At 34.8% G+C, this 26,970-nt stretch carries 32 protein-coding genes; 25 read left to right on the plus strand and 7 right to left on the minus strand.

What is annotated here, in order from left to right; translation table 11 throughout:
- Window positions 1-30 precede the first annotated feature (30 nt).
- The 7 genes from ACKC83_RS08375 to ACKC83_RS08405 all read right to left on the minus strand — a co-directional run bounded on the left by ACKC83_RS08375 (window position 31) and on the right by ACKC83_RS08405 (window position 13,128).
- Entirely contained in the window at window positions 31-3,159 is a 3,129-nt protein-coding gene (locus ACKC83_RS08375) for a SusC/RagA family TonB-linked outer membrane protein (protein WP_434037715.1), read from the minus strand.
- A 546-nt stretch (window positions 3,160-3,705) separates the two neighbouring features.
- Window positions 3,706-4,440, minus strand: coding sequence for a 23S rRNA (guanosine(2251)-2'-O)-methyltransferase RlmB (gene rlmB / locus ACKC83_RS08380; RefSeq protein ID WP_414036143.1), 735 nt, complete (start codon window positions 4,438-4,440; stop codon window positions 3,706-3,708).
- Window positions 4,441-4,543: 103 nt separating this feature from the next.
- Entirely contained in the window at window positions 4,544-5,437 is an 894-nt protein-coding gene (locus ACKC83_RS08385; RefSeq protein ID WP_414036142.1) for a hypothetical protein, read from the minus strand.
- Between the two features lie 14 nt (window positions 5,438-5,451).
- On the minus strand, window positions 5,452-6,243 hold the full coding sequence (locus ACKC83_RS08390; RefSeq protein ID WP_414036141.1) for a hypothetical protein: 792 nt from the start codon (window positions 6,241-6,243) through the stop codon (window positions 5,452-5,454).
- A gap of 14 nt (window positions 6,244-6,257) precedes the next feature.
- A complete protein-coding gene (locus ACKC83_RS08395; RefSeq protein WP_434037716.1) occupies window positions 6,258-7,682 on the minus strand; it encodes a SusD/RagB family nutrient-binding outer membrane lipoprotein in 1,425 nt (474 codons plus the stop codon).
- 11 nt (window positions 7,683-7,693) lie between these two features.
- Entirely contained in the window at window positions 7,694-10,852 is a 3,159-nt protein-coding gene (locus ACKC83_RS08400; protein ID WP_434037717.1) for a SusC/RagA family TonB-linked outer membrane protein, read from the minus strand.
- Window positions 10,853-11,445: 593 nt separating this feature from the next.
- On the minus strand, window positions 11,446-13,128 hold the full coding sequence (locus ACKC83_RS08405; protein WP_434037718.1) for a POTRA domain-containing protein: 1,683 nt from the start codon (window positions 13,126-13,128) through the stop codon (window positions 11,446-11,448).
- Between the two features lie 177 nt (window positions 13,129-13,305).
- Between ACKC83_RS08405 and rpsL the strand changes: the two genes are divergently transcribed.
- The 25 genes from rpsL (at window position 13,306) to secY (ending at window position 26,968) form a co-directional block, all read left to right on the plus strand.
- Window positions 13,306-13,680 (plus strand): 30S ribosomal protein S12, encoded by a 375-nt coding sequence (gene rpsL, locus ACKC83_RS08410; RefSeq protein ID WP_057783973.1) that lies wholly within the window; start codon window positions 13,306-13,308, stop codon window positions 13,678-13,680.
- Window positions 13,681-13,703: 23 nt separating this feature from the next.
- Complete coding sequence (rpsG, locus tag ACKC83_RS08415) at window positions 13,704-14,180, plus strand: 30S ribosomal protein S7 (protein WP_414036137.1); 477 nt, start codon at window positions 13,704-13,706, stop codon at window positions 14,178-14,180.
- 5 nt (window positions 14,181-14,185) lie between these two features.
- The gene (gene fusA / locus ACKC83_RS08420; protein ID WP_414036136.1) at window positions 14,186-16,312 is read left to right on the plus strand and encodes an elongation factor G; all 2,127 of its coding nucleotides are present in this window, start codon (window positions 14,186-14,188) and stop codon (window positions 16,310-16,312) included.
- 10 nt (window positions 16,313-16,322) lie between these two features.
- On the plus strand, window positions 16,323-16,628 hold the full coding sequence (rpsJ, locus tag ACKC83_RS08425; RefSeq protein ID WP_100610637.1) for a 30S ribosomal protein S10: 306 nt from the start codon (window positions 16,323-16,325) through the stop codon (window positions 16,626-16,628).
- Between the two features lie 159 nt (window positions 16,629-16,787).
- The gene (rplC, locus tag ACKC83_RS08430; protein WP_434037719.1) at window positions 16,788-17,405 is read left to right on the plus strand and encodes a 50S ribosomal protein L3; all 618 of its coding nucleotides are present in this window, start codon (window positions 16,788-16,790) and stop codon (window positions 17,403-17,405) included.
- Window positions 17,405-18,034, plus strand: a complete 630-nt coding sequence (rplD, locus tag ACKC83_RS08435) for a 50S ribosomal protein L4 (protein ID WP_414036135.1) — start codon at window positions 17,405-17,407, stop codon at window positions 18,032-18,034. Before rplC ends, rplD begins: the two co-directional genes overlap by 1 nt.
- 7 nt (window positions 18,035-18,041) lie before the next feature.
- On the plus strand, window positions 18,042-18,332 hold the full coding sequence (rplW, locus tag ACKC83_RS08440; protein WP_143380695.1) for a 50S ribosomal protein L23: 291 nt from the start codon (window positions 18,042-18,044) through the stop codon (window positions 18,330-18,332).
- A 10-nt stretch (window positions 18,333-18,342) separates the two neighbouring features.
- Window positions 18,343-19,170 (plus strand): 50S ribosomal protein L2, encoded by an 828-nt coding sequence (gene rplB / locus ACKC83_RS08445; RefSeq protein ID WP_414036134.1) that lies wholly within the window; start codon window positions 18,343-18,345, stop codon window positions 19,168-19,170.
- A gap of 3 nt (window positions 19,171-19,173) precedes the next feature.
- Window positions 19,174-19,452: a 30S ribosomal protein S19 gene (rpsS, locus tag ACKC83_RS08450; protein ID WP_038527291.1), complete on the plus strand. Its 279-nt coding sequence runs from the start codon at window positions 19,174-19,176 to the stop codon at window positions 19,450-19,452.
- Between the two features lie 3 nt (window positions 19,453-19,455).
- Window positions 19,456-19,863, plus strand: a complete 408-nt coding sequence (rplV, locus tag ACKC83_RS08455) for a 50S ribosomal protein L22 (protein WP_057783961.1) — start codon at window positions 19,456-19,458, stop codon at window positions 19,861-19,863.
- 7 nt (window positions 19,864-19,870) lie between these two features.
- Entirely contained in the window at window positions 19,871-20,590 is a 720-nt protein-coding gene (rpsC, locus tag ACKC83_RS08460) for a 30S ribosomal protein S3 (protein WP_414036133.1), read from the plus strand.
- Between the two features lie 20 nt (window positions 20,591-20,610).
- Window positions 20,611-21,030: a 50S ribosomal protein L16 gene (gene rplP / locus ACKC83_RS08465; protein ID WP_414036132.1), complete on the plus strand. Its 420-nt coding sequence runs from the start codon at window positions 20,611-20,613 to the stop codon at window positions 21,028-21,030.
- Window positions 21,031-21,043: 13 nt separating this feature from the next.
- Window positions 21,044-21,235: a 50S ribosomal protein L29 gene (gene rpmC, locus ACKC83_RS08470; RefSeq protein WP_057783956.1), complete on the plus strand. Its 192-nt coding sequence runs from the start codon at window positions 21,044-21,046 to the stop codon at window positions 21,233-21,235.
- Between the two features lie 12 nt (window positions 21,236-21,247).
- A complete protein-coding gene (gene rpsQ / locus ACKC83_RS08475) occupies window positions 21,248-21,505 on the plus strand; it encodes a 30S ribosomal protein S17 (RefSeq protein ID WP_038527305.1) in 258 nt (85 codons plus the stop codon).
- A 2-nt stretch (window positions 21,506-21,507) separates the two neighbouring features.
- On the plus strand, window positions 21,508-21,876 hold the full coding sequence (gene rplN / locus ACKC83_RS08480; protein ID WP_038527308.1) for a 50S ribosomal protein L14: 369 nt from the start codon (window positions 21,508-21,510) through the stop codon (window positions 21,874-21,876).
- Between the two features lie 11 nt (window positions 21,877-21,887).
- Entirely contained in the window at window positions 21,888-22,199 is a 312-nt protein-coding gene (gene rplX, locus ACKC83_RS08485) for a 50S ribosomal protein L24 (RefSeq protein WP_382384056.1), read from the plus strand.
- Between the two features lie 2 nt (window positions 22,200-22,201).
- Complete coding sequence (gene rplE / locus ACKC83_RS08490) at window positions 22,202-22,753, plus strand: 50S ribosomal protein L5 (protein WP_038527310.1); 552 nt, start codon at window positions 22,202-22,204, stop codon at window positions 22,751-22,753.
- A 3-nt stretch (window positions 22,754-22,756) separates the two neighbouring features.
- Entirely contained in the window at window positions 22,757-23,026 is a 270-nt protein-coding gene (gene rpsN, locus ACKC83_RS08495) for a 30S ribosomal protein S14 (RefSeq protein ID WP_038527313.1), read from the plus strand.
- 66 nt (window positions 23,027-23,092) lie between these two features.
- Window positions 23,093-23,491, plus strand: coding sequence for a 30S ribosomal protein S8 (gene rpsH, locus ACKC83_RS08500; RefSeq protein WP_414036131.1), 399 nt, complete (start codon window positions 23,093-23,095; stop codon window positions 23,489-23,491).
- A gap of 17 nt (window positions 23,492-23,508) precedes the next feature.
- Window positions 23,509-24,051 carry a 50S ribosomal protein L6 gene (gene rplF / locus ACKC83_RS08505; protein ID WP_414036130.1) on the plus strand — a complete coding sequence of 181 codons (543 nt, stop codon included), beginning with the start codon at window positions 23,509-23,511 and terminating at the stop codon, window positions 24,049-24,051.
- A gap of 13 nt (window positions 24,052-24,064) precedes the next feature.
- Window positions 24,065-24,421 (plus strand): 50S ribosomal protein L18, encoded by a 357-nt coding sequence (gene rplR, locus ACKC83_RS08510; protein WP_414036129.1) that lies wholly within the window; start codon window positions 24,065-24,067, stop codon window positions 24,419-24,421.
- Window positions 24,422-24,427: 6 nt separating this feature from the next.
- Entirely contained in the window at window positions 24,428-24,952 is a 525-nt protein-coding gene (gene rpsE / locus ACKC83_RS08515) for a 30S ribosomal protein S5 (RefSeq protein WP_382384047.1), read from the plus strand.
- Window positions 24,953-24,963: 11 nt separating this feature from the next.
- On the plus strand, window positions 24,964-25,143 hold the full coding sequence (gene rpmD / locus ACKC83_RS08520) for a 50S ribosomal protein L30 (protein ID WP_414036128.1): 180 nt from the start codon (window positions 24,964-24,966) through the stop codon (window positions 25,141-25,143).
- Window positions 25,144-25,157: 14 nt separating this feature from the next.
- Window positions 25,158-25,610, plus strand: a complete 453-nt coding sequence (gene rplO / locus ACKC83_RS08525; protein ID WP_414036127.1) for a 50S ribosomal protein L15 — start codon at window positions 25,158-25,160, stop codon at window positions 25,608-25,610.
- A 14-nt stretch (window positions 25,611-25,624) separates the two neighbouring features.
- The gene (gene secY / locus ACKC83_RS08530) at window positions 25,625-26,968 is read left to right on the plus strand and encodes a preprotein translocase subunit SecY (RefSeq protein WP_414036126.1); all 1,344 of its coding nucleotides are present in this window, start codon (window positions 25,625-25,627) and stop codon (window positions 26,966-26,968) included.
- The last annotated feature ends 2 nt before the right edge of the window (window positions 26,969-26,970 follow it).

Consider the following 26,970-nt stretch of genomic DNA (forward strand, 5'->3'; position numbering starts at 1 on the left):
TTGTATATTTTTTTAATTAAGAACTATAATTTAAAATGCAACGTTTAAACCAACAGAAATCACTCTACTTGGATTATAGTCATTACCTGAAGGTGTTCCTGCTAGATTGTACTGCGGATTTAATCCTTCTCTTTTTGCAAACGTAAATAGGTTTTCTCCTGTTACAAATAATCTTAATTTATCTAATCCTATTTTGTCTGTCGCACTATTACTTAAATTATAAGCAATATTTACGTTTCTAATAGCCAAGTAAGAAGCATCTGTTAACCATCTAGAAGATAAACTTGGACTTAAATTTGTATTTCCATTTTCTAAACGAGGTACATCAGTAATATCTCCTGGGTTTTTCCATGCATTAAGCGCATCTGGGTGTAATGAAGCACCGTATTCTCCTTCATGCATCATGTCAGCATAACCATAATCTAAAATATCTCCTCCAATTTGGTAAGATAATAATACACTAAGTTCAACTTTTTTATAAGAGAAAGAGTTAGATATAGATCCAATTAAATCTGGTACAGCACTTGCTCCTGTGTAACCTTTACCGGCATCTGCCCAAGCGTTAGTTGTTGCATGAGTACCATTCTCATTTAAAACAGGAATTCCAACTTGTCCGTCTATTTCTTCATACATGTAGAATAAAGCATCTCCATTACTAGCATCTACGCCAGCATAATCGTATAAAAAGAAATCGAATCTAGATCGTCCTTCTTCCCAACGTTTAGACCCTGTAGTAAAAGGATCAGGAAGTGAAGTAATTTCGTTTTTAAGTGTAGAAGCTTGTATTCCGAAGTTCCAGTTAAATTTATCTGATTGAATGATCGCTGCATTTAAACTAATTTCAAATCCTTCGTTGTATAAGTCACCTACGTTATCTGGAGCTTCAATTTGACCTTCAGATGCAGGAATTGGCACATTGTATAACAAGTCTGAAGATATCTTTTTGTAATATTCAAAAGAACCTGATAAACGATTATTAAGTACACCGTATTCTAGAGCAAAGTCATAACTTTCTGAAGTTTCCCATTCTAGGTCTTCGTTACCTGTTGTATCCCAGAAAATACCTGGTTCTCCGGCATTAGAATAAATGGCATATAATGGTTGAGAGATGTAATAATTCCCTAATTGATCGTTACCAACTTCTCCATAAGACGCTCTTAGTTTTAAACTATTAATGAAAGATACATTATCCATAAAATTTTCTTGATCAATTCTCCAAGAACCACCTACAGAATAAAAAGTACCCCACTTGTTGTTTGTGAAAACAGAAGATCCATCTCTTCTTACAGAAGCACTTAAGTAATATTTATTATCGAAATTATAATTTAATCGACCTAAATAACCTTCTAGTCTGTAGTCGGTACTACTACCAGAAGCATCTAAAACTACAGAGAAATTGTCTAATTCATAAATTCCTGTTACTGTTTGAGTACTTTTAAAAGCTCTGTTTTGAGAAAAGTTTCTGCTGAAACTTTCATGTCCTACCATAACATCTAAATTATGCAAACCAAAAGATTTGTCGTAAGATAAAATCTGATTAAAGTTTTCTGTTGTTCTTTGGTATCTGTTGTCGTCAAACCTTGCTGTAGGTGCACCATCTCCAACTTCTGCATTTTCATAACTTTGGTTTACTCCGTCCTGATAATCTTGCCCGTAAATTAAACTAAGTTTTAATCCATCTAAAGGTTTAATGTCTGCATTAAATCTATATCCATAATTATCTGTAGTTGTAAGCTCGTTGTTTAAAATAGCTTCTTCAAGAGCGTTACGACCTACATTTGTTGGTCTAGATTGAATTCCTAATGAAGAAATACTTTCACCACGATCCCAAATTATATCACCTGTTTCGTCTCTTAAAATTTGACCACTTGTTGGGTCTAGCAAATAAGGAGAATAAATAGATCCCATATTTTTAGCAAAACCAAAAACGTTTGCAGTTGAATTATCTCTTGAAGGCGGACCATGTTGTGTTTCGTTAGAAATGTTTACGTTACCACCTAAAGAAAGCCAGTCTGTAGCATCGAAACTACCACTTAAACGGCTAGTTACTCTTTTGTAATCACTTTCTATAACATAACCTTTTTCATCTAAATTAGAAACAGATAAAAAGATAGTGTGTTTTTCTCCACCACCAGATACATTTATAGAATTACTAGATCTTGATCCTGTTCTTTCTAATGCATCATACCAGTCTAAATCTTCTGCTATAACTTGGGCATTAGGGTTTAGGTTTCCATTAACGTCAACGATTTGATCGTTTGCAACATTAAACGGGTTACGTCCTAAACGATTAAATATAGATGAAGAAGCCTCTGCAGCCGCGTCTGCATCACCTCCTAAAGAGTTTTTGTATGATTGCCACATTAGCTCATAGTATTCTCCTGGAGAAACAGCGTCGTATTCATTGATTGCCTTAGTTACTACTCCATATTGACTAGTTACATTTACTGTAACGCCAGTACCTTTTTTTCCTTTTTTAGTTGTAATTATAACAACACCGTTGGCTGCACGTGAACCGTACAATGATGTTGAAGCTGCATCTTTAAGTACAGTCATAGATTCAATATCGTCTTGGTTTAAAGTCCCTAAACCACCTTCGAATGCAATACCATCTACAATAAAAAGAGGATCTGTGTCCCCGTTTAAAGTACCCACACCTCTAATAACAATCTCAGGAGAAGATCCTGGTTGTCCTGAAGAAGATATGAATTGTACACCAGATACATTACCTTCTATTGCAGAAATAGGTGAAGTTAATGGTCTTAATTCTAAGTCTTTTGAGCTAACAACACCAGCAGAACCAGTAAATGCTTCTTTTGTAGTGGTACCAAAGGCAACAACTACAACCTCGTCAAGAGATGTGGCGTCTTCTTCTAAGGTAACATTTAATGTGTTTGAAGAACCAATTGTAACCTCTTTAGAGATAAAGCCAATAAAGCTAAATTTAAGCTTGCTGCCTACATTTGCTTCAATGCTGAAGTTACCATCAAAATCTGTTGATGTACCAGAGGTTGTTCCCACAACCGAAACTGTTGTTCCTGGTAAAGGCAAACCGTCGTTACCTGTAACAGTACCTGAAACTGTTTTTTGCTGAGCGAAAGTAAGTTGCACAACAAATGCTAGAAATAGCGTAAGAATTCCGCTAAATTTTGTTTTCATATTTATTTTATTTGAATTAGTCGGGCGCAAAATCATTATTTAAAGTTAATAAAACAATAATTCTTTATTAAAAAATTGGCTAAAGCAGATTTATTGTTAAATCTTAAATATTTTAATGGTTTTTAATGAAAAACATGATAATATGTTCTGGAATTTCGGAACTTGATAAGCTTTTAACCCTACGCTATAACTAGGGTTTGCTTGTTTTTACTAGTTTAGGGCTTATATTCTGACACATTTGTCCCTTTTTTCGTACGAACATGTCAATGGTGACGATTTACGTTGAGTTTTTTGATGAATTATAGCTTAAAATGGTACATATTGGAGCACGTTCTTTTTTTCGCACATGTGTAGTTAATTTATGCACTATTTAATAGGCTGTAGCATATGTAATAGACGAGATTTTTACCTAATCTTAATGTTAAAATAGTCTAAGCGTAAAATGGTGTTTTTGTGTTATAGGAAGTTTAATAACTAAAATACCGCTTTATTACTTTTTATGAGTAGCAAAGCGGTATATATTATTATAAATTGTAACGAGTAATATTAACGCCTTTGTCGTACGGCTTCGTATAAAAATGCTCCACAAGCCACAGATACATTTAAAGATTCAATCTCGCCTAGGATAGGTAGCTTAGCTTTAGCATCTACAAGCTTTAATACAGAAGGATTTATTCCCTTTCCTTCAGATCCCATAATTATAGCACAAGGTTCGGTAAACGATACATCGTATAAAACATCATCGGTTTTTTCAGTAGCAGCAATTACTTTTATACCTGATGCTTGCATATAAAACATGGCATCTTTAATATGATCTACTTTACAAATAGGCATTTTAAAAACGGCCCCAGCACTTGTTTTTATAGTATCTCCATTTACAGGAGCACCACCTTTTTTCTGAATAATTATACCATCGACTCCTGTACATTCTGCAGTACGAATAATAGCACCAAAATTACGCACATCGCTTAATTGGTCTAATAAAAGAAATAGGGGAGTCTTCCCAGATTCGGTTACTTTAGTAACTAGCTCTTCGATATCCCAAAATGTAATGGGCGCAATTTGCGCAACAACACCTTGATGGTTTTTAGAGCTTAGTTTGTTTAATTTTTCTATAGGAACATAAGAAAAGTTAATTCTTTGTTTTCGTAAGACACTTTCTAGTTCTTGAGACAATTCTCCTTTAAGTCCTTTTTGAACAAAAACTTTATCTATATTTTCTCCAGCTTGAATAGCTTCTATAACAGCACGAATACCAAAAATTTGAGTTTCTTTTTCCATGGTTCAAAAGTACAATAATTTATGAATAGGTAAATAAAAGTTGGTAATAAAAAAACCACCTCGTAAGAGGTGGTTTTTAAAATTATAAAATGCTATCGAAAAATTATTCGTATGGCGTTACAACAATATTTGTTCCACCTTCACTAACGATTACAGTTGCTACAGGAATCTGAGTACCAGCTTGAGTAGATAATAATAATCCATCTACTGTAATTGTACCAGAACCTTGATTAGCTACGCTCCAGTCAAGAGTTAAAGGAATTGGCTCGTCTAGGAAAAGGTTAGCGTCATTATTTTCATAAATATCAGCTAAGATAGTCCATTCTCCGTCAGGTAATCCATAACCTCCTGCTTCGTAAGCAGAGTGCTCAGGGCAGTCACCTGTGGCACCTCCTCCAAGGTTGTACACTGAACCGAAGTATACGTATGCGATATCAACATCGATATCACAGAAATCTACAGTTACTTCTGCATTAAATCCATCTGGAGTGTAAACATAAGTTCCTTCCCAAGATAAAGTTAAGTCTAGAATTTGCGAAACGTAATCATCGACAATATTAATTTCTACAGAAAAATCTGCTAAATTAAAATTAGCTCTTGATGTTGCAGATATAACAAGTGTTTCATCACCTTCTTCATAATCATTAGCATCAATGAAAATTGCTCCAGTTGCTGTTGTTGATCCAGCAGGTACAGTTACACTTGAAACATGGAAATCGTCAGCATCTGCTGTTCCTCCTGTTTGTGCTAAGTCTATTACAGCATCTGCTGTAGATGGCTCTGCTAAAGTTACAGTGAAAGGAATCGATAATCCGTCTTCAGCTAAATAAGCATCTATTTCACTAATTTCGTAACTAGATTGAGATGTAGAAACTGTAGCGTTAATTTTTGTATAGTCTATCGAAGATTCCCCCGTATTATCATCGTTATCGTCACACGCAGTGAACACAAAACTAGATAAAGTTAATAGACATAATGTTTTATATATATTTTTCATTATCAACTTTTTTATTAATTTTTAAACATAGTATAAGGTGAATCTGTGTAAACACCGTCTACTGTCATTTTTTCCCAAACTAAGTTTCCGTCTGCATCTACATAACCTTCTCCTGAAATAGGGTTACTATATTGCCAGTCATCGATTAGTGCTAATTGTCCACAAGTATCAGTAAACATAACTGTATAACCAGCTCCCGGCCATCCTAACATACTATCTATAGCGTATACACCTGGAGAAACTTCTGTTACAACATGAACACCTGGAGTTTCGTAGTTAACAGTATAACTTCCTGCTAAGTCAGAAGAACAGTTTACAACTAAATTCACAGTTCCTAATGATGAACTGAAGTATAATACTTCACCATCTGTTTTAGTTATTTTAGTACGGAATGTAAATGTATCACCAATTCTTAAATCGTCTGCAACTAAGCCAGATCCATCTAATAAACTTTCTAAGTCATTAATTACAAAATTGTAACTTAATGTTTCAGTAGTTGCTGCTACGGTTTCTTCTCCTCCATTGAAAGATCTTAATATTTCTAATTTTTCAATGTCGTCTAAATTTCCAGATTTAAGTTCTATAGTCATATCGAAATATACACTAACGATTTCTACAGTAGCATCTTCTAATGCTACAGAACCATCAGGATTTCCAAGAATAGAACTACTTGGTGTAGCCGATGCGTCAATAATTAAACCTGCGGTTTCAAGACCTTCTAATACTTCAGCTTGTTCGTCAGACTCACAACCGAAGAATACTGTTACAATTGTAGCTAATAACAGTAAATATTTTATGTTTTTCATTTTTCTCATTTTTATTAGTTAATATCCCACCAAACTTTTGTTGTTAATGCGTCTGGACCTTGATCGGCAACCGCTGCATCTACATTTGAAGCATTTAAAGATACTTCGTCGTTTGGATATGTAAATCTTGTAGGAATACTGTTTACTCCTGGTTGTGGATCTACGGCTAATGGTAAATCTGCTGGTATGTCAGATCTTTTCCATTCTGCCCATGTTTCGTAACCTTGCATGAATGTAGAAACCCATAATTGTTGTGCTATAGAGTTGTATCCAGTATAAGGAGCAGAATAGCTACCTGGAGCTAATCCATTTTGCACTAATGAAGCATCTACACCAGCATTAAAGTAAGCTGCTGCATCTCCGTTAATGTAATTCTTAACAGAAGCTTCTGCTAATAAAAGATTTATTTGAGAAGCACTTACAAAGTATAAAGGTGCATCTGCAGCTAAGTATGCGTCTCCTATTTGAGAAATAGTTCCAGGACCATATCCTTCTGTACTAGGATTAAGGAAACCTGCTGGTTTTCCTATATATGCACCGTCTACGTCATTAGCGTAAACTGCTAATCTAGGATCTCCCTCAGCTAACATATAATCTACTAATGGTTTACCCATTCCCCATTCTCCTTGTCTACCTGTTAATACGATATCGTAAAATGGATTCGCGTTTGGTAAGGCAATTGTTTCTAATGAGATAAAAGCTTCATCATCGTTAGATGTTATCAAATTTCCAGAATTAACTAAAGTTTGTAATTCAGCAGCATCGAATAAAGAAGTATCAGAAATACGCATCATTGCTCTAAATTTAACAGTAGTAGCAAATTTAAGCCATTTAGAAACATCACCACCGTAGATTAAATCTTGAGACGCTGTTATAGATCCAGCACCTGATTCGAAATGCGCGATAGCTTCATCTAACAATGTAAATATACCTTTGTATACTTCTTCTTGAGTATCGTAAGCAGGATTGTAAATTCCTTCGTTACCTTTATTTGCCTCAGACATTGGGATGTTTCCGAAATTATCTGTTAAATATTGGTAAGCCATAGCTTGTAGTACTAAAGCAGTACCTTGAACAGCTTGGTTATCTGCTTCTGCTGCTAATCTTTCCATTTCTACAGCATCTGCAATAACAGAACCGTAAAGCACAGTCCAGAAATTGTTTATAGAACCAAGTCTTGGGTAGTATCTATCTGCATCGTTATATTGCGTTTTAGATATGTGTTGTGTCCAGTCTGAAGCCGCTTCACCTGCAAGAAAATAATTGTGAACTTCGTTAACTAAAGTTCTTTCTATGTACCCTAATTGTAAATCTTCAGTGATTTCGGTAGGGTTATTAGGATCTGTATTGGTTTCTTCAAAGTCATTGTCACAAGAAGTAGTGAAAACTAGCAAACCTGTAATGGCAATTAAAGACCATGATTTAAATATATTTTTCATTTTCATTTCAATTAAAATTTAACATTAAGGTTTACACCAATTGTACGTGTAGAAGGCGTTTGAGCGTATTCTAAACCTTGTTGACCAGTGCTTACACCGAATGCAGTTTCTGGGTCAATATGTGGAGCATTTTTAGATAAAATAGCTAAGTTTCTAGCATTTATTCCAAAGTTGATAGCTTGTAATCCTGTGTTTACAAAATATTTGCTTGGGATTGAGTAAGAAATTGAAAGCTCTCTCCATTTCACAAATGAAGCATCGTATACAGATGATTCTGCAAGGTTTTGGTTATAAGCTGCAGAGTAGTAGTTTTGAGCACCTACAACTACGTTGTTTGCTACGTAACCACCATTACCGTCTGCCATTTCTCCAGAACCAATAACTCCAGTTTCTCTACCTACAAGAGTTTCTTCAAGTACTCCTGATAACATACCCCAAGTATTTGTTTGAGAGTACACATCTCCACCTTCTTTAACATCGAATAATGTTCTGAAAGTAAATCCTTTCCAAGATGCGTTTATTGCTAAACCTCCAACCCAGTCAGCTTGAGAGTTTCCTAATACTTTATTCTCTCCAATTACAGGTAATCCGTTTTCGTATAAGATTTCTCCATTAGGAGTACGTGCAAAAGATGGTCCCCAGATTGCTCCAATAGCTTCACCGTTTCTAGCTTGTGTATTAACATTCCATAAACTACCGTAGTCTAAGTTAATTACACCTTCTCCTTCTACGTCGCTTACTTCGTTTTCGTTCTTAGCGAAGTTTACATCTATACCTAAGTTAAATCCATCGCCTTGGCTTCTAATTAAGTCTACACCTAATACCAATTCGATACCTTTGTTAGCTACTGTAGCCGCGTTTTTCCATACACTTGTAAATCCAGAAGCAGCAGACACTTGTAGTGGCATAATTACATCTTCGTTTAACTTGTCGTAGTATGTAAAATCTACACGTAATCTATTAGCAAAGAAACGTGCATCTAAACCAAATTCTGTAGCAGTTTCAGTTTGAGCAGTAATATCTGGATTCCACTGTGTATTTGGGTAAATCGCAGTTGGAGTACTACCGTTTAATGGGTATGCAGATAATGAGTAAGTTGGTGTAACACTGTAAGGTACTAATGGTCCAGCACTACCTGTCTCTGCCCATGAAGCTCTTAATTTTATAAAACTTACTACATCAGATTTCATGTTTAGCATATCGCTAACTACCGCACTTAAAGATGCAGATGGGTATAAAATACTATTGTTTTTAGATGGTAAAACACTAGCCCAGTCATTACGTACTGTTGCATCTAAGAATAAGAAATTCTTGTAACTTAATTGACCTGTAGCAAATAAACTGTTGATTTTATAATCACTACTATCGTCTGTTAATATTGGTGCTCCTGAAGAGTTAGATAAGTTAAATAAACCATCTAATACTAAGTTTTCTGCTATTCCTTGGAAAGCTGTGTACTCGTTAGTCATCATTTGTCCACCGGCGCTAACTGCTACTCCAAATTGGTCGTCAGATCCAAAACTATCGTCGTAAGAAAGAATCGCTTGGCTGTTTATTTCGTAACGGTTTCTTTTTGTAAGAGAGTAATATCCGTTTCTGTTATCTACAGTTCCGAAATTTCTCATTGTTTCTCTTGAGTCATCAAAGTAGTCAATACCAGTACTCATGTTAAGCGATAACTTATCAGAAATTTGGTAACCTAAGTTTGCAGTACCAATCCATCTGTTACGTGTCCATGGGTGTAAGTTATTATCTAAAGCCCAGTATGGGTTGTTATTGTAAGCTGTATTCCAGTTTAAAGGCGTTGTAATTCCATCACCTGCAATATCTACTAAAGGTAAGTTTTCCCAGTCTCTAAGAGCTCCGAAGTCTACTTGTCTTGCACTCCATACTAATTGACCTACTTGGTTGTCTGGATCTCCATAACCAACAGCGTTTCTTTGATCTGAAGAAGATTGGATAAATCTAGCACTAAAACCATCTGTCCATTTTTCTCCTAAGTCATAGTTTACGTTTCCAGAAATGTTGTATTTCTTAAGATCTGTATTGTAAATAATACCTTTTGAGTCTACTAATCCTAAAGACAAACGGTAAGATGAAGTATCTGTTCCTCCTGAAAAAGATACTGTATTGTCTGTTGTAATACCAGTACTATAGAAATCATCTTCAACACTGTTAGGGTTAGATACCCATGGTAATGCTTGAGGATTGTCTGGATTGTCGATATATGATTGGTATTGAATAAAGTCGTAACCAGCATCTAAAGCAGGTCCCCAACTTTCGTCGATTCCACCATCACCACTGTTACCATCTATATACTCGAAGTAGTTTGGGCTATACCCTTGACCGTAAGAGTTTTGGTAGTCTGGAAATACATAAGCATTTGAAAAACTAACAGAACTGTTAATTTCTACACCTAAAGATTTGTTGTTTTTACCAGATTTTGTTGTAATAACAAGAACTCCGTTTGTTCCTCTCATCCCGTATAAAGCAGTTGCAGCACCACCTTTTAATACGTTTACAGACTCGATGTCTTGAGGGTTAATATCTGCTAATCCGTTTGGAACATCTGTTCCTGCACTAGATCCAGTGTAAGTATTGTTGTCTATTACGGCACCATCAAGAACTATTAAAGGTTGAGAGTTTCCGTAAATAGATGAAATACCACGAATAGTAATACGTGAAGATGCACCTACATCTCCAGATGATTGTGTAATATTAACACCGGCAATTTTACCAGATAATGAATTCACTACGTTTGTAGTAGGTACATTAGAAATTGCGTCAGATTTTACTTGCTGAGAAGCATATCCAATCGCTTTTTCATCCTTCTTGATACCAAGAGCTGTTACTACTACTTCGTCTAACTCTGCTAAATCTTCTTGTAAAACAACGTTAATTGTATTAGATGAAGCTACAGTTACACTTTTTGTTTTGTAACCAATAAATGAAAAAGATAAGGCATCTCCGCTTGCCGCAGTTAATGTATATTCTCCATCGAAGTTAGATTGAGTACCTTGAGAAGTACCTGAAATTATAATGTTAACTCCAGGGAGAGGTAATCCGGTCTCATCCGAAATTGTCCCTGAAATTGTTTTTTCTTGTGCAAAAGCAAACTGCACAACGAACGCTAGAAATAGCGTTAGAATTCCACTAAACTTTGTTTTCATGTTTATTTTATTTGAATTAGTCTGAGCCAAAAATCATAATAATAAGTTAATAAAACAATATTTTTATATTAAAATATTCGAAGAAGTCTGATTTAAAAGCGAATAATAGACAGTATTGTCAATAAAATGTTCGGTTCGTTGCATACTTTTTTGCGTTACTCATATTATAATGTTAATATTTTGTTTTTACATTGGCATAATATGTTTTTAAGGGCGATCCTATTAATAATACTGTAAAATCGGGGTAGTTGCTTGATATTTGCGGTTCAACCTAAATTATTTTTATATTGCTTGTGGGAAAATTCCTAATTTTAAGACAATGGTTTAAGATTAATAAATTGTAAATACAACGTTAATTTAATGGTTTTTTCAAGGATTTTTTTTGTTTCCAAAAATTTGAGATTGTTCTATTTTAATGTTAAAAGTGCAAGTTTCGTGTATATCCGGAATGCAATTTTCTGCTTTTTAAAATGAATTAACTTACTCTAATTAATTATTTTCGTGGTTGACACTTTTTAATTGGGTACGCTAATTTAAACTGAAGTGTGATTGAAGTTGGTCACAATTTTTTGACTTAAACGAAGTGGTAGATTTTAAAAATAAGAGGTGATGCTTAAGTGTACTTTAGAATCACTTATGTTGAAAGGCGAATTTTCAGTTTTACCGTTGGCATAATTCATTTTTAATAAACCAGCTTTGGTGAGTATCGCGAAACCAATACCTAAGGCAATAAGTTTTTCTTTCTGATCTACCATTTGATTTTCGAAATAGGAGAAATCTGTAATACTATTTATAAATATAGTCGGACTTAATTGTAATCTGTATTCTAAATTAAATACACTATAAAAACTCGCGACTAAACTGTTTTCCTCGAAACCACGAATAGAATTAATGCCTCCAAAACGTAATAATTCATTTTCTAAATAGGTGTCAGATTGTAATGCGTTAACAACAACTCTGGAATAAATGCTGTTTTTGTGGTTTAAATAGAAAATATTGGACACAGCCAAATTGTACTGAAATTGGTTCTCTTTTGTAGATTGATAGGTTCTATTTCCAATACCCAAATGAATGTCGGCGACCGATTTTACCGGAAACAAGATGTTAGTTTCATCAGTTCTAGTGAAATTATATTTTGTTTGATAAAATGTGGAATTGTAATCGTCTATTGAGGTAGATGTGGGGTGTTGAAGTAAATTGTTAGATTGGGAAGATGTTATTCCGAGGTATGTGGTGTGTTCTGTTTTAAATTGATAGTATAAATCTAAGGACTGATCGATGGTGGTGAAGGAAGAGTCTTTTTTAAAAATGTTTAATTCTACATTTGCTCCTATAGGCGATTTAAATATATATGGTGCGTCCACATTTATATTGAATGTTTTTTGTTCATTTTCGTCACTGCGATATAATAAATTTATAGATTCTCCGTAATTTAAATTGTTTCTCAATGTCATGTTTAGATAACCACTAAACTCTAACTTATTGGTGTTTTCGTTTGTAGTAAATCCTAAATACCCATCAAAATTATTACTTTTCTGTTTTTCTACATATAAATATAGTACTGTGGAATCGTTTGTGAAAAGTACTTCTGTATCTCGAATTAAATTTGCGAAGGGTAATTTGTTAAGGGTGTTGGTTTTCTTTTTTATTGTTTCCATATTAAAAATATCCCCAGTTTTAATTCTGGCGTAATGTTTAATAAACTTTTTTGGAAATTTTTCGTATCCCTTTACTATGATTTTATCTATGCGTCGTGGTGGTTCTTTTTTAGAAGATTTTAAATCTGCTTTTACACTGTCGTTCTCCACACGTATATTTGTAAGTTGAAGGGTTGAGAACGGTAAACCTTGTTCGGACAATTTTAAATTCAATACATTCAGTGATCGCTTCGTTTCTTTAATAGTAAGCGAAACGAATTTAGGATTAGTTTCTAATCCGATAGCTTTAAATAGGGAAGGAGGAATATTGGTATACTTTATATATATGTAGGTGTATTTTTTGTTAAGAGATATGTTAGCTTCGAATAGGGAGTCGTTTGTTTTTCTAAGATCTGTAATTTTATGATCAAAATAGCCTTCATTATTAAATAATGTAGATAGGTTTTGTATTTCGGATGTAACACTATTATAATTTGTATGCGTATTAATATATGAAAGTGTATCAATACTTTGAGATTCTTCAGGGCTGTTACTATGAAGTTTTAGCATTAAATTCTGACCAAGTAACTGAGCCGAAATAACAAGCAGTAAGCTAAATAAAATAATTTTGGGTTTCACTTTACGATTATCCTTTAGAATTGTAAAACTAACGGAAAAAGTATAGGATTTATATGTGGATCTGAATAAAAGTTAAATTCTATTGAAAATTAATTGATTAGGGTTTGAAAAATAAAAATAAATACTTACATTTGCACCCCTCTAAGAAGAGGTATTTTATAAATTTTATAGAAAAATATGCCAACAATTTCACAATTAGTACGAAAAGGAAGAGCCAAAATAACCAAGAAGAGTAAATCGGCTGCTTTAGATTCGTGTCCTCAAAGACGAGGGGTTTGTACGCGTGTTTACACTACTACACCTAAGAAACCTAACTCTGCAATGCGTAAAGTAGCAAGGGTTAGATTAACTAACGGTAATGAAGTGAACGCTTATATCCCTGGTGAAGGTCACAATTTACAGGAGCACTCGATAGTATTGGTTAGAGGTGGAAGGGTAAAAGATTTGCCAGGAGTTAGATATCACATCGTTCGTGGTGCCTTAGACACAGCAGGTGTTGCAGGTAGAACACAACGTAGATCTAAGTACGGTGCAAAACGCCCTAAGAAGTAATTAAAATCTTTTAAAGAAAAGACATGAGAAAAAGAGCAGCAAAAAAGAGACCGCTTTTACCAGATCCACGTTTTAACGATCAGTTAGTAACTAGATTCGTTAACATGATGATGTGGGATGGTAAGAAATCGGTAGCTTTTAAGGTATTTTACGATGCAATTGACATTGTAGACTCAAAAAAAACAGACGAAGAAAAAACAGCTTTAGAGTTGTGGAAAGAAGCGTTATCTAATGTTATGCCTCACGTAGAAGTACGTAGTCGTAGAGTAGGTGGAGCAACATTTCAAATTCCAATGCAAATTCGTCCAGACAGAAAAGTTTCAACTGCAATGAAATGGCTAATTAGCTATTCACGTAAAAGAAACGAAAAATCTATGGCACAACGTTTAGCATCAGAGATTTTAGCTGCGGCTAAAGAAGAAGGTGCGGCTGTTAAGAAAAGAGTTGATACTCATAAAATGGCAGAAGCAAATAAAGCATTCTCACACTTTAGATTCTAAATAAAATGGCAAGAGATTTAAGATTAACAAGAAATATAGGAATTGCTGCTCATATTGATGCTGGTAAAACAACAACAACAGAGCGTATTCTTTTTTATACGGGAGTATCACACAAAATTGGAGAAGTACACGATGGTGCTTCTACAATGGACTGGATGGAGCAAGAAGCAGAAAGAGGTATTACAATTACTTCTGCAGCTACAACTTGCGAATGGGTATTTCCTAAAGAGAATGGAGAGCCTACAGCTGAAGCTCAAGGTTACCATTTTAATATTATTGACACTCCTGGTCACGTAGATTTTACTGTTGAAGTAAATCGTTCATTACGTGTATTAGATGGTTTAGTATTCTTATTTAGTGCGGTTGATGGTGTTGAGCCTCAATCTGAAACTAACTGGAGACTTGCAGATAACTATAAAGTGCCTCGTATTGGTTTCGTTAATAAAATGGACCGTCAGGGATCTAACTTTTTAGGTGTTTGTCAGCAAGTAAAAGACATGTTAAAATCTAACGCAGTGCCAATCGTTTTAAACATTGGTGAAGAAGGAGATTTTAAAGGTGTTGTAGATTTAGTTAAGAACAGAGCTATTGTATGGCATGACGAAAACTTCGGAGCGACTTTCGATGTTGTAGACATTCCAGAAGATATGAAAGATGAAGTACGTCAATACCGTGCTTTATTAATCGAAGAAGTAGCTGGTTACGATGAGAACTTATTAGAAAAATTCATGGAAGATGAAGATTCTATTACAGAAGAAGAAGTGCATGCTGCACTTAGAGCTGCTGTAATGGATATGGCTATCATTCCTATGGTTTGTGGTTCTTCATTCAAAAATAAAGGTGTACAATTCTTATTAGATGCAGTTTGTCGTTATTTACCTTCTCCAATGGATAGAGAAAGTGTAATAGGAACTAACCCTGATACAGATAAAGAAGAAAGACGTAGGCCAGATGTAAAAGAACCTTTCGCAGCTTTAGCTTTCAAAATTGCTACCGATCCTTTCGTAGGACGTTTAGCATTCTTCCGTGCATATTCAGGACGTTTAGATGCAGGATCTTACATTCTTAACAACCGTTCAGGTAAAAAAGAACGTATTTCTCGTATCTACCAAATGCATGCTAACAAACAAAATGCTATCGATTTTATCGAAGCAGGAGATATTGGAGCAGCAGTAGGATTTAAAGACATTAAGACTGGTGATACTATGTCTGATGAAAAGCATCCTATCGTTTTAGAATCTATGGACTTCCCTGATCCGGTAATTGGTATCGCGGTTGAGCCTAAAACTAAAGCAGATGTAGATAAAATGGGTATGGCTTTAGCTAAATTAGCAGAAGAAGATCCAACATTTACAGCTCGTACAGACGAATCTTCAGGACAGACTATTATTTCTGGAATGGGTGAGTTACACTTAGATATTATTGTAGACCGTTTAAAACGTGAGTTTAAGGTTGAAGTAAATCAAGGTCAACCTCAAGTTGAGTACAAAGAGGCTATTACACAAGCTGCAGATCATAGAGAAGTTTACAAAAAACAATCTGGTGGTCGTGGTAAATTTGCTGATATCGTATTTACGGTTGAACCAGCAGATGAAGGTGTTGTAGGATTACAATTTATATCTACAATTAAAGGTGGTAACGTTCCTAAAGAATTTATCCCTTCTATTGAAAAAGGATTTAAAATGGCTATGGTTAATGGACCATTAGCAGGATACGAAGTAGATTCTATGAAAGTGACATTGAAAGATGGATCTTATCATGATGTGGATTCGGATCAATTATCATTCGAATTAGCAGCGAAATTAGGATTTAAAAATTCAGCAAAAGCAGCAAAAGCTGTTATTATGGAACCAATCATGAAACTTGAGGTGATTACTCCTGAAGAAAACATGGGTGACATTGTTGGAGATTTAAACAGAAGAAGAGGTCAAGTTAGTGACATGGGAGATAGAGCAGGTGCAAAAACTGTGAAAGCTACTGTGCCATTATCAGAAATGTTTGGTTATGTAACAACATTAAGAACATTATCTTCAGGTCGTGCTACATCTACAATGGAATTCTCTCACTATGCTGAAACGCCTTCTAACATATCGGAAGAAGTCATTAAGGCAGCTAAAGGTACAGACGCTTAAAACTAAGAATATGAGTCAAAAAATCAGAATAAAACTAAAATCTTACGATCATAACTTAGTAGATAAGTCTGCTGATAAGATTGTAAAAACTGTAAAAAGTACAGGTGCAGTTGTAACGGGACCAATTCCATTACCAACACACAAGAAAATTTTCACTGTATTACGTTCTCCTCACGTTAATAAAAAGGCAAGAGAGCAATTTCAATTAAGTTCTTACAAGAGATTACTTGATATTTATAGCTCTTCTTCTAAAACTATTGACGCTTTAATGAAACTTGAATTACCAAGTGGAGTAGAAGTAGAGATCAAAGTTTAAGTAGAGAACACTTTCACAAGTAAAGTTTACAGAAACATAAGTTTCAAAAACATGTCCTAAGCTGCGAGCGAGGGAAAAACGGTAAAAATACATTCAGGGTTGAACGTGTTTTGACCCTGAATTTTTTTATAAATAATACTAATAAATAAATTAATAATTATGTCTGGGTTAATTGGAAAAAAAATCGGTATGACCAGCATCTTCGATGAAAATGGAAAAAACATTCCATGTACAGTAATTGAAGCTGGGCCATGTATCGTTACCCAAGTCAGAACTGAAGAAGTTGATGGTTATAAAGCCTTACAACTTGGTTTCGATGACGCGACAGAAAAAAGTGCTACTAAAGCTGACTTAGGTCACGCTAAAAAAGCAGGAACTTCTGTAAAACGCAAAATCGTTGAATTTAAAGGTTTTGATGAGGAGTACAAATTAGGTGATGCAATCACTGTAGAGCACTTTATAGAAGGTGAATTCGTAGATATTGCTGGAACTTCAAAAGGTAAAGGTTTTCAAGGGGTTGTTAAACGTCACGGTTTTGGTGGTGTAGGTCAAGCAACTCACGGTCAACACAACCGATTAAGAGCACCGGGTTCTATTGGAGCGGCATCTTATCCTGCAAGAGTATTTAAGGGTATGAAGATGGCAGGAAGAATGGGAACTGATAGAGTAAAAGTTGAAAATTTAAGAGTTTTAAAAGTAGTTGCTGAAAAGAATCTACTTGTGGTTAAAGGATGTGTTCCTGGTCATAACAACTCTTATGTAATCATTGAGAAGTAATGAAAGTAGCAGTTTTAGATATTAATGGAAAAGAAACTGGAAGAAAGGTAGACCTTTCTGATTCAGTTTTTGCTATAGAGCCTAACAATCATGCTGTGTATTTGGATGTTAAACAATATTTAGCAAATCAAAGACAAGGAACTCACAAAGCTAAAGAGCGTGCTGAGATTTCTGGATCTACACGTAAGATTAAAAAGCAAAAAGGAACTGGTACTGCTAGAGCAGGTAGTATTAAGTCTGGAGTTTTTAAAGGTGGTGGACGTATGTTCGGACCAAGACCTAGAAACTACAGTTTCAAACTTAACAAAAACCTTAAGCGTTTAGCACGTAAATCAGCGTTAACAATTAAAGCTTCAGAAGAAGCAATTGTTGTATTAGAAGATTTAAATTTTGATTCAGCTAAGACTAAAAATTTCACTAGTGTATTGAAAGCTTTAGACTTACAGAATAAAAAATCTCTATTTGTGTTGGGTGCGTTAAATAATAATGTATATTTGTCATCACGAAATTTAAAGGGCTCTGAAGTTCTATTGAACTCAGAATTAAGCACTTACAAGATTTTAAACGCAAATAAAGTAGTTCTTTTAGAGAGTTCTTTAGAAGGAATTGAATCGAATTTAAGTAAATAAGGAAGCGATGAGTATCTTAATTAAACCTATAATAACAGAAAAAGCGACTACAAACAGTGAATTAAACAACTGTTTTAGCTTTATGGTTAATACAAAGGCGAACAAGGTAGAAATTAAAAAAGCAGTGGAAGCTGCTTATGGCGTTTCTGTTGAAAAAGTTCGTACAATAAATGTCCGTCCAGATAGAAGTACTAAGTTTACAAAAACTGGTATTCAACATGGTAAAACAAATGCTGTTAAAAAAGCACTTGTACAACTGGCGGAAGGTGAAGTGATTGATTTATACAGTAACATGTAATTAGACAAAAATGTCAGTAAGAAAATTAAAACCGATCACACCAGGTCAGCGATTTAGAGTAGTAAATGGATTTGACGCCATTTCTACTGATAAGCCGGAGAAAAGTTTATTAGCTCCGAAGAAAAGATCAGGTGGTAGAAACAGTCAAGGAAGAATGACCATGCGCTATATTGGTGGTGGGCATAAACAAAGGTATCGTATCATTGATTTTAAAAGAACTAAAGCAGGAATTCCAGCTGAAGTAAAATCAATTCAATACGATCCAAACAGAACAGCTTTTATTGCATTATTAAATTACCAAGATGGTGAGAAAGCATACATAATTGCACAAAACGGATTAACAGTTGGTCAAACAGTTGTATCTGGGCAAGAAGGTATCGCACCAGAAATTGGTAACGCAATGCCATTAAGTCAAATTCCATTAGGAACAATTATTTCTTGTGTAGAGTTACGTCCAGGACAAGGAGCTGTTATGGCTCGTAGTGCTGGTGCTTTTGCTCAATTAATGGCAAGAGATGGTAAATTTGCAACAATTAAACTTCCATCAGGAGAAACTAGATTAATTCTAGCTAACTGTATGGCTACAATAGGTGTTGTGTCTAACTCAGATCATCAATTACTTGTATCAGGTAAAGCTGGTAGAAGCAGATGGTTAGGAAGAAGACCTCGTACAAGACCGGTAGTAATGAACCCTGTAGATCACCCAATGGGAGGTGGTGAAGGTAAATCTTCTGGAGGTCACCCTCGTTCAAGAAATGGTATACCTGCTAAAGGATTTAGAACCCGTTCTAAAACAAAAGCGAGTAATAAGTATATTGTAGAACGTAGAAAGAAATAAGACATGGCAAGATCATTAAAAAAAGGACCTTACGTTCATTATAAACTTGATAAGAGAGTCCAAGAAAATGTTGACGGCGGAAAGAAAACAGTAATCAAAACATGGTCTAGAGCCTCAATGATTACTCCAGATTTCGTTGGACAAACTATCGCAGTACACAACGGACGTCAATTTGTTCCTGTATTTGTTACTGAAAACATGGTAGGACATAAATTAGGAGAATTTTCACCAACACGATCTTTTAGAGGTCACGCAGGTGCTAAAAACAAAGGTAAAAAGTAAGCTATGGGAAGTCGTAAAAAACAGATGGCAGACGCTATTAAGGAAGATAAAAAGCAAGTTGCTTTTGCTAAACTTAATAACTGTCCTACGTCACCAAGAAAAATGCGCTTAGTAGCCGATTTAGTAAGAGGTGAAAAGGTAGAAAAAGCGCTTAATATTTTGAAATTTAGCTCGAAAGAAGCTTCAAATCGTTTAGAGAAATTGTTATTGTCTGCAATTGCAAACTGGCAATCTAAAAACGAAGATGCAAGTATCGAAGATGCTGAATTGATAGTAAAAGAGATTAGAGTAGATGGCGGATCTATGTTAAAAAGATTACGTCCAGCTCCTCAAGGTCGCGCACACAGAATTAGAAAGCGTTCTAACCACGTAACTATCGTGGTTGGAGCTAACAATAATATACAAGCTTAATAGAGGTATGGGACAAAAAACAAATCCAATCGGAAATCGCTTAGGAATTATCAGAGGATGGGAATCTAACTGGTACGGAGGAAACGATTATGGCGACAAATTAGCCGAAGACGATAAGATCAGAAAGTACGTTCATGCACGTCTATCTAAAGCGAGTATATCAAGAGTAATTATCGAAAGAACTCTTAAACTTGTAACCGTTACTATAACTACTGCAAGACCTGGTATTATTATTGGGAAAGGTGGCCAAGAAGTAGACAAGTTAAAAGAAGAACTTAAGAAAATTACTGGTAAAGAAGTTCAAATAAACATATTTGAAATCAAAAGACCAGAACTTGATGCATTTTTAGTAGGGTCAAGCATCGCTCGTCAAATTGAGAACAGAATCTCTTACAGACGTGCAATCAAAATGGCTATCGCTGCTACAATGCGTATGAATGCAGAAGGAATTAAGATCCAAATTAGTGGTCGTTTAAACGGGGCAGAGATGGCACGTTCAGAGCATTACAAAGATGGTCGTATTCCTTTATCTACATTTAGAGCTGATATTGATTATGCTTTAGTTGAGGCACATACTACTTATGGTAGATTAGGTGTTAAAGTATGGATCATGAAGGGTGAAGTATATGGTAAAAGAGAGCTTTCTCCGCTTGTTGGATTGTCTAAGAAGCAAGGAAAAGGTGGACCACGAGGAGGAAATACTAATAAACCTCGTCGTAGAAAGTAATTTTTTAAAGTAAAGAAAAAATGTTACAGCCTAAAAGAACAAAATTTCGTAAACAACAAAAAGGACGTATGAAGGGTAACTCTGGTAGAGGGCACCAATTATCAAACGGAACTTTTGGAATAAAATCACTTGATTCGAATTTTTTAACATCGCGTCAAATAGAAGCAGCACGTATCGCCGCTACACGTCACATGAAGAGAGAAGGTCAACTTTGGATTAAAGTATTTCCAGACAAGCCTATCACAAAGAAACCTCTTGAAGTACGTATGGGTAAAGGTAAAGGTGCCGTTGAATATTGGGCAGCTGTTGTAAAACCAGGTAGACTACTTTTCGAAGTAGGAGGAGTACCGTTAGACGTTGCAAAAGAAGCATTACGTTTAGCAGCTCAAAAGTTACCGGTTAAAACAAAGTTTGTTATCGCTAGAGATTACGAAGCATAATTTATTTGATGTTATGAAACAATCAGAAATTAAAGAATTATCTACTGCTGAGTTACAAGAGAAACTTGGTGAGACAAAAAAGAGTTATTCAGACCTGAAAATGGCACATGCAATATCTCCTTTAGAAAATCCAATTCAACTACGAAGCGTAAGACGTGACGTAGCTAAAATTGCGACAGAAATAACTAAAAGAGAATTACAATAATTCTGCTGAAAGATGGAAAAAAGAAATTTAAGAAAAGAACGTGTAGGAGTCGTTACTAGTAACAAGATGCAAAAATCTATTGTTGTTGCGGAAGTTAAAAAAGTAAAGCACCCTATGTATGGTAAGTTCGTGTTAAAAACGAAAAAATACGTTGCACACGACGAGACTAACGATTGTAATATTGGAGATACTGTAAAGATCATGGAAACTAGACCTATGAGTAAATCTAAATGTTGGAGATTAGTTGAAATAATTGAAAGAGCTAAGTAATTATGTTACAACAAGAATCAAGACTAAAAGTTGCAGATAACACTGGAGCAAAGGAAGTTTTAACTATCCGTGTTCTAGGTGGTACTAAAAGAAGATACGCTTCTGTAGGAGACAAAATTGTTGTCTCTGTTAAAGATGCAACACCTAATGGAAACATTAAAAAAGGTGCTGTATCAACTGCAGTTGTTGTACGTACAGTAAAAGAAGTAAGACGTCCAGACGGATCTTATATTAGATTCGACGACAATGCTTGTGTATTATTAAACCCAACGGGTGAAATGAGAGGTACACGTGTATTTGGACCTGTTGCTAGAGAACTTCGTGATAAACAATTCATGAAAATTGTATCATTAGCACCTGAAGTGCTTTAATGACTAATAAGATGACAAAGCTTAAGATAAAATCAGGAGATACAGTAAAAGTAATAACTGGAGATCATAAAGGATCTGAAGGAAAAGTGCTTAAAGTATTAACAGATAAGAACAAAGCGATTGTTGAGGGTGTTAACTTGGTGAAGAAACATACTAAACCAAGTGCACAAAGCCCTCAAGGAGGAATCGTAGAAAAGGAAGCTCCAATTCAAATCTCTAATCTATCTTTATTAACTTCTAAGGGTGAAACTACTCGTATTGGTTATAAAGTAGAAGATGGTAAGAAAGTGAGATTTTCTAAAAAATCTAATGAAGTAATATAGTTATGGCATATTCACCGAGACTTAAAGAAGAGTATAAAAGCAAAGTAATTGCTGCTCTTACAGAAGAATTTGGATATAAGAATGTTATGCAAGTTCCAAAATTATCTAAGATAGTAATATCTAAAGGTGTTGGAGCGGCTGTTGCAGACAAGAAGTTAGTAGACTACGCTGTAGAAGAACTAACAACTATTTCTGGACAAAGAGCTATAGCAACTATATCTAAAAAAGATGTTGCATCTTTCAAATTACGTAAAGGAATGCCAATTGGTGCGAAAGTTACGTTAAGAGGAGAAAGAATGTACGAATTTTTAGACCGTTTAGTGACTTCAGCCTTACCACGTGTAAGAGATTTTGGCGGAATTAAAGCAACAGGATTTGACGGAAGAGGTAATTATAACCTTGGAATTACAGAACAAATTATTTTTCCAGAAATTGACATTGATAAAGTGAACAAAATTTCAGGAATGGATATTACTTTTGTAACTTCTGCCGAAACTGATAAAGAAGCAAAATCATTATTAACTGAACTAGGTTTACCTTTTCAAAAGAACTAAGATATGGCTAAAGAATCAATGAAAGCCCGTGAGGTTAAAAGAGCAAAAACAGTAGCAAAATATGCTGAGAAACGTAAAGCTTTAAAAGAAGCTGGAGATTACGAAGCATTACAAAAGTTACCTAAAAACGCTTCTCCTGTACGTATGCATAATAGATGTAAACTTACAGGTAGACCTAAAGGATATATGCGTACATTTGGTATCTCTCGTGTAACATTCAGAGAGATGGCAAATAACGGCCTTATACCAGGTGTAAGAAAAGCAAGCTGGTAAAATTTAATTTTTAATTGGTTTAAGGTTCAACGTAGTGTTGAAAACCAAAACCGCAATTTAATACATATGTATACAGATCCAATAGCGGATTATCTAACAAGAATTAGAAATGCTGTGCGTGCTAACCACAGAGTGGTTGAGATACCAGCTTCTAACTTGAAAAAAGAAATCACAAAAATATTATTCGACCAAGGATATATTTTAAGTTACAAATTCGATGATTCTTCAGTACAAGGAACTATTAAAATAGCTCTTAAGTACAACAAAGAAACAAAAGAACCTGTAATTAAAAAGATTCAAAGAATCAGTAAACCAGGTTTACGTAAGTACGCAAGTTCAACGGAACTACCTAGAATTTTAAATGGTCTTGGTATTGCTATCGTGTCTACTTCTCACGGAGTAATGACAGGAAAACAAGCCAAAGCAGAAAATGTAGGTGGTGAAGTATTATGTTACGTTTACTAATTTAAAGACTATAAGAAATGTCAAGAATAGGTAATAACCCAGTTGCGATTCCAGAAGGAATTACAGTTGATATTAACGAAAATATTGTAACAGTAAAAGGAAAATTAGGAGAGTTATCTCAGGAATTTTCTGATATTGCAATAAAAGTTGAAGATGGAAACGTTATAGTTGAGCGTTCTTCTGATAAAAAAGAAGAAAAATCTAAACACGGTCTTTACAGATCTTTAGTCAATAACATGATCGAAGGTGTAAGTAAAGGATGGACTAAAGAATTAGAATTAGTTGGTGTTGGATATAGAGCTAGTAATCAAGGAAACAAACTTGATTTAGCATTAGGATTTTCTCACAATATTGTATTAGACATTGCTCCAGAAGTAAAAGTTGAAACAGTATCTGAGAAAGGTAAAAACCCTATAATTAAACTAACTTCTCATGACAAGCAACTTGTTGGACAAGTAGCTGCTAAGATTAGAGATTTTAGAAGACCTGAACCATATAAAGGAAAAGGTATTAAGTTTGTAGGAGAAATATTAAGAAGAAAAGCAGGTAAATCAGCTTAATAATTTATAAGTTATGGCGTTAACAAAAAACGAAAGACGATTAAGAATTAAGAGCAGAGTTCGTAAAGTAGTTTCTGGAACAGGAACTAGACCGAGATTATCTGTTTTTAGAAGTAATAAAGAAATTTATGCTCAAGTAGTAGATGATGTAACTGGTAAAACTATCAGTGCAGCATCTTCAAGAGATAAAGACATTAGTGCTGCAAAAGGATCTAAAGCAGAAATTGCTACTCTAGTAGGAAAATCTGTAGCTGAAAAAGCTTTAAAAGCAGGTGTAGACACTATCTCTTTTGATAGAGGTGGATATTTATACCATGGTAGAGTAAAATCATTAGCTGAAGGAGCTAGAGAAGCAGGACTTAAATTCTAAGAAATTATGTATCAAAAATACAAAAGCGCAGAGCTAGTAAAACCAAGTGGATTAGATCTTAAAGATCGTTTAGTTGGTGTACAGAGAGTTACAAAAGTAACTAAAGGTGGTAGAGCATTTGGTTTTTCAGCAATCGTTGTGGTTGGTGATGAAGCAGGTGTTGTAGGTCACGGTTTAGGAAAGTCTAAAGATGTTGCAAGTGCTATTGCTAAGGCGATAGAGGATGCAAAGAAAAATTTAGTTCGTATTCCAATTATAAAATCTACTTTACCACACGAACAGAAAGGTAAATTTGGTGGAGCAAGAGTAAACATCATTCCTGCAGCTCCTGGTACAGGGGTAATTGCTGGTGGAGCTGTGAGAACAGTTTTAGAAGCAGTTGGAATACACGATGTTTTATCTAAATCTCAAGGATCATCAAACCCTCATAACGTTGTTAAAGCAACTTTCGATGCATTACTTCAATTAAGAAGTGCTAAGAAAATTGCTAAAGATAGAGGCGTTTCATTAGAAAAAGTTTTTAAAGGTTAATAGCGATAGAGATGGGAAAGATTAAAGTAACGAAAGTTAAAAGCGCAATTAAACGTACACAAAGACAAAAAAGAACTTTAGAAGCTCTTGGTCTTAAACGTATTGGGCAAGTCGTAGAGCATGAAAACACACCAAATATTCTTGGTATGGTTGCTAAAGTTGAACACTTAGTTTCTGTACAAGAAGCTTAATAATAAACTGAGAAATGGATTTAAGTAAATTAAAACCTGCAGAAGGTTCAGTTAAAAATCAAGGAAAAAGAATAGGTCGTGGACAAGGTTCTGGTAAAGGTGGTACCGCTACACGTGGTCACAAAGGAGCTAAATCTCGTTCTGGTTATTCTAGGAAACTTGGATTTGAAGGAGGGCAAATGCCACTTCAAAGACGTGTGCCTAAATTTGGTTTTACTAATATTAACCGTGTAGAGTATCAAGGTGTAAACTTAGATACATTACAACAGTTAGTTGATGAAAAGAAAATTAACGACACAGTAAATTTAGACTCATTAATGTCTATAGGTGTAACTGGAAAGAATGATCTAGTTAAAATCTTAGGTAGAGGAGAACTAAAAGCAAAATTAAAAGTAACTGCTCATAAATTTACTGCTTCAGCAAAAGCTGCTATTGAAGCGGCAGGAGGAGAAGCTGTAACTTTATAATCACGTAACAGAGCATGAAATTTATAGAAACGTTAAAGAATGTTTGGAAAATTGAGGAACTAAGAAATAGAATCATCTTAACGGTGGGGCTATTATTAGTTTATCGATTTGGTGCACAAGTTGTTTTACCTGGTATCGATGCAGCACAATTAGAAACCTTACAAAGTAATACAGATTCTGGATTACTTGGTTTACTTAATGCATTTACAGGTGGAGCTTTCGCTAATGCGTCAATATTCGCCTTAGGTATTATGCCTTACATTTCTGCTTCTATTGTAGTGCAATTAATGGGAATAGCAATTCCTTACTTGCAAAAATTACAAAAAGAAGGCGCAAGTGGGCAAAAGAAAATTAATCAAATCACGCGTTGGTTAACTATAGCAATCTGTTTGGTGCAAGCACCAGGATATTTGGCAAGTTTACCTAGTTTAGGTATTCCACAGAGTGCGTTCTTATTAGGACAAGGTGGTTTATTCTATTTTTCTTCTATAGTCATCTTAGTTACAGGTACTATATTTGCTATGTGGTTAGGAGAAAAGATTACGGATAAAGGTATTGGTAATGGTATATCACTTTTAATTATGGTGGGTATTATTGCACGTATGCCATTGTCTTTCTTCCAAAACGCAGCCTCTCGTTTAGAAGGGAATAACGTTATGTTAATTCTTATCGAGTTAGTGTTGTGGTTTGCAATTATCTTTGCATCTATTATGCTTATTATGGCAGTTAGAAAAATTGCTGTTCAATATGCAAGACGTACTGCTTCCGGAGGATATGAGAAAAACATTATGGGATCTAGACAATATATTCCATTAAAACTTAACGCTTCTGGAGTAATGCCAATCATTTTTGCTCAAGCTATTATGTTTGTACCAGGTTTAATAGGAGGAACTTCTATGATGAAGGATTCTGCTGCTGGACAATGGTTACAATCACAATTTTCTGATATATTCGGATTTTGGTATAACTTATTATTTGCATTCTTAATTATCATATTCACGTATTTTTATACTGCGATTACTGTTCCTACGAACAAGATGGCAGACGATTTAAAACGTAGTGGTGGTTTTATTCCAGGAATTCGTCCAGGATCAGAAACATCTGAGTATTTAGATAAAATTATGTCTCAAATAACATTACCAGGTTCTATTTTCCTAGCACTTATTGCTGTATTTCCAGCGATAGTTGTAAAGTTAATGAACGTACAATCGGGATGGGCTTTATTTTTTGGTGGTACATCGCTATTAATTTTGGTAGGAGTTGCAATTGACACGATGCAACAAGTAAATTCTTACTTGTTGAATAGACACTATGATGGCTTGATGAAAACTGGTAAAAATAGAAAAGCAGTAGCTTAATA

Origin of the sequence: Formosa bonchosmolovskayae (genome assembly GCF_051016085.1) — a bacterium.
Taxonomy (GTDB): Bacteria; Bacteroidota; Bacteroidia; order Flavobacteriales; family Flavobacteriaceae; genus Formosa.

Bases quoted from the DNA above. Each gene is read 5' to 3' on its own strand.
- ACKC83_RS08375 (WP_434037715.1), bottom strand. From the start codon at position 3,159: ATGAAAACAAAATTTAGCGGAATTCTTACGCTATTTCTAGCATTTGTT.
- rlmB (WP_414036143.1), bottom strand. From the start codon at position 4,440: ATGGAAAAAGAAACTCAAATTTTTGGTATTCGTGCTGTTATAGAAGCT.
- ACKC83_RS08385 (WP_414036142.1), bottom strand. From the start codon at position 5,437: ATGAAAAATATATATAAAACATTATGTCTATTAACTTTATCTAGTTTT.
- ACKC83_RS08390 (WP_414036141.1), bottom strand. From the start codon at position 6,243: ATGAAAAACATAAAATATTTACTGTTATTAGCTACAATTGTAACAGTA.
- ACKC83_RS08395 (WP_434037716.1), bottom strand. From the start codon at position 7,682: ATGAAAAATATATTTAAATCATGGTCTTTAATTGCCATTACAGGTTTG.
- ACKC83_RS08400 (WP_434037717.1), bottom strand. From the start codon at position 10,852: ATGAAAACAAAGTTTAGTGGAATTCTAACGCTATTTCTAGCGTTCGTT.
- rpsL (WP_057783973.1), top strand. From the start codon at position 13,306: ATGCCAACAATTTCACAATTAGTACGAAAAGGAAGAGCCAAAATAACC.
- rpsG (WP_414036137.1), top strand. From the start codon at position 13,704: ATGAGAAAAAGAGCAGCAAAAAAGAGACCGCTTTTACCAGATCCACGT.
- fusA (WP_414036136.1), top strand. From the start codon at position 14,186: ATGGCAAGAGATTTAAGATTAACAAGAAATATAGGAATTGCTGCTCAT.
- rpsJ (WP_100610637.1), top strand. From the start codon at position 16,323: ATGAGTCAAAAAATCAGAATAAAACTAAAATCTTACGATCATAACTTA.
- rplC (WP_434037719.1), top strand. From the start codon at position 16,788: ATGTCTGGGTTAATTGGAAAAAAAATCGGTATGACCAGCATCTTCGAT.
- rplD (WP_414036135.1), top strand. From the start codon at position 17,405: ATGAAAGTAGCAGTTTTAGATATTAATGGAAAAGAAACTGGAAGAAAG.
- rplW (WP_143380695.1), top strand. From the start codon at position 18,042: ATGAGTATCTTAATTAAACCTATAATAACAGAAAAAGCGACTACAAAC.
- rplB (WP_414036134.1), top strand. From the start codon at position 18,343: ATGTCAGTAAGAAAATTAAAACCGATCACACCAGGTCAGCGATTTAGA.
- rpsS (WP_038527291.1), top strand. From the start codon at position 19,174: ATGGCAAGATCATTAAAAAAAGGACCTTACGTTCATTATAAACTTGAT.
- rplV (WP_057783961.1), top strand. From the start codon at position 19,456: ATGGGAAGTCGTAAAAAACAGATGGCAGACGCTATTAAGGAAGATAAA.
- rpsC (WP_414036133.1), top strand. From the start codon at position 19,871: ATGGGACAAAAAACAAATCCAATCGGAAATCGCTTAGGAATTATCAGA.
- rplP (WP_414036132.1), top strand. From the start codon at position 20,611: ATGTTACAGCCTAAAAGAACAAAATTTCGTAAACAACAAAAAGGACGT.
- rpmC (WP_057783956.1), top strand. From the start codon at position 21,044: ATGAAACAATCAGAAATTAAAGAATTATCTACTGCTGAGTTACAAGAG.
- rpsQ (WP_038527305.1), top strand. From the start codon at position 21,248: ATGGAAAAAAGAAATTTAAGAAAAGAACGTGTAGGAGTCGTTACTAGT.
- rplN (WP_038527308.1), top strand. From the start codon at position 21,508: ATGTTACAACAAGAATCAAGACTAAAAGTTGCAGATAACACTGGAGCA.
- rplX (WP_382384056.1), top strand. From the start codon at position 21,888: ATGACAAAGCTTAAGATAAAATCAGGAGATACAGTAAAAGTAATAACT.
- rplE (WP_038527310.1), top strand. From the start codon at position 22,202: ATGGCATATTCACCGAGACTTAAAGAAGAGTATAAAAGCAAAGTAATT.
- rpsN (WP_038527313.1), top strand. From the start codon at position 22,757: ATGGCTAAAGAATCAATGAAAGCCCGTGAGGTTAAAAGAGCAAAAACA.
- rpsH (WP_414036131.1), top strand. From the start codon at position 23,093: ATGTATACAGATCCAATAGCGGATTATCTAACAAGAATTAGAAATGCT.
- rplF (WP_414036130.1), top strand. From the start codon at position 23,509: ATGTCAAGAATAGGTAATAACCCAGTTGCGATTCCAGAAGGAATTACA.
- rplR (WP_414036129.1), top strand. From the start codon at position 24,065: ATGGCGTTAACAAAAAACGAAAGACGATTAAGAATTAAGAGCAGAGTT.
- rpsE (WP_382384047.1), top strand. From the start codon at position 24,428: ATGTATCAAAAATACAAAAGCGCAGAGCTAGTAAAACCAAGTGGATTA.
- rpmD (WP_414036128.1), top strand. From the start codon at position 24,964: ATGGGAAAGATTAAAGTAACGAAAGTTAAAAGCGCAATTAAACGTACA.
- rplO (WP_414036127.1), top strand. From the start codon at position 25,158: ATGGATTTAAGTAAATTAAAACCTGCAGAAGGTTCAGTTAAAAATCAA.
- secY (WP_414036126.1), top strand. From the start codon at position 25,625: ATGAAATTTATAGAAACGTTAAAGAATGTTTGGAAAATTGAGGAACTA.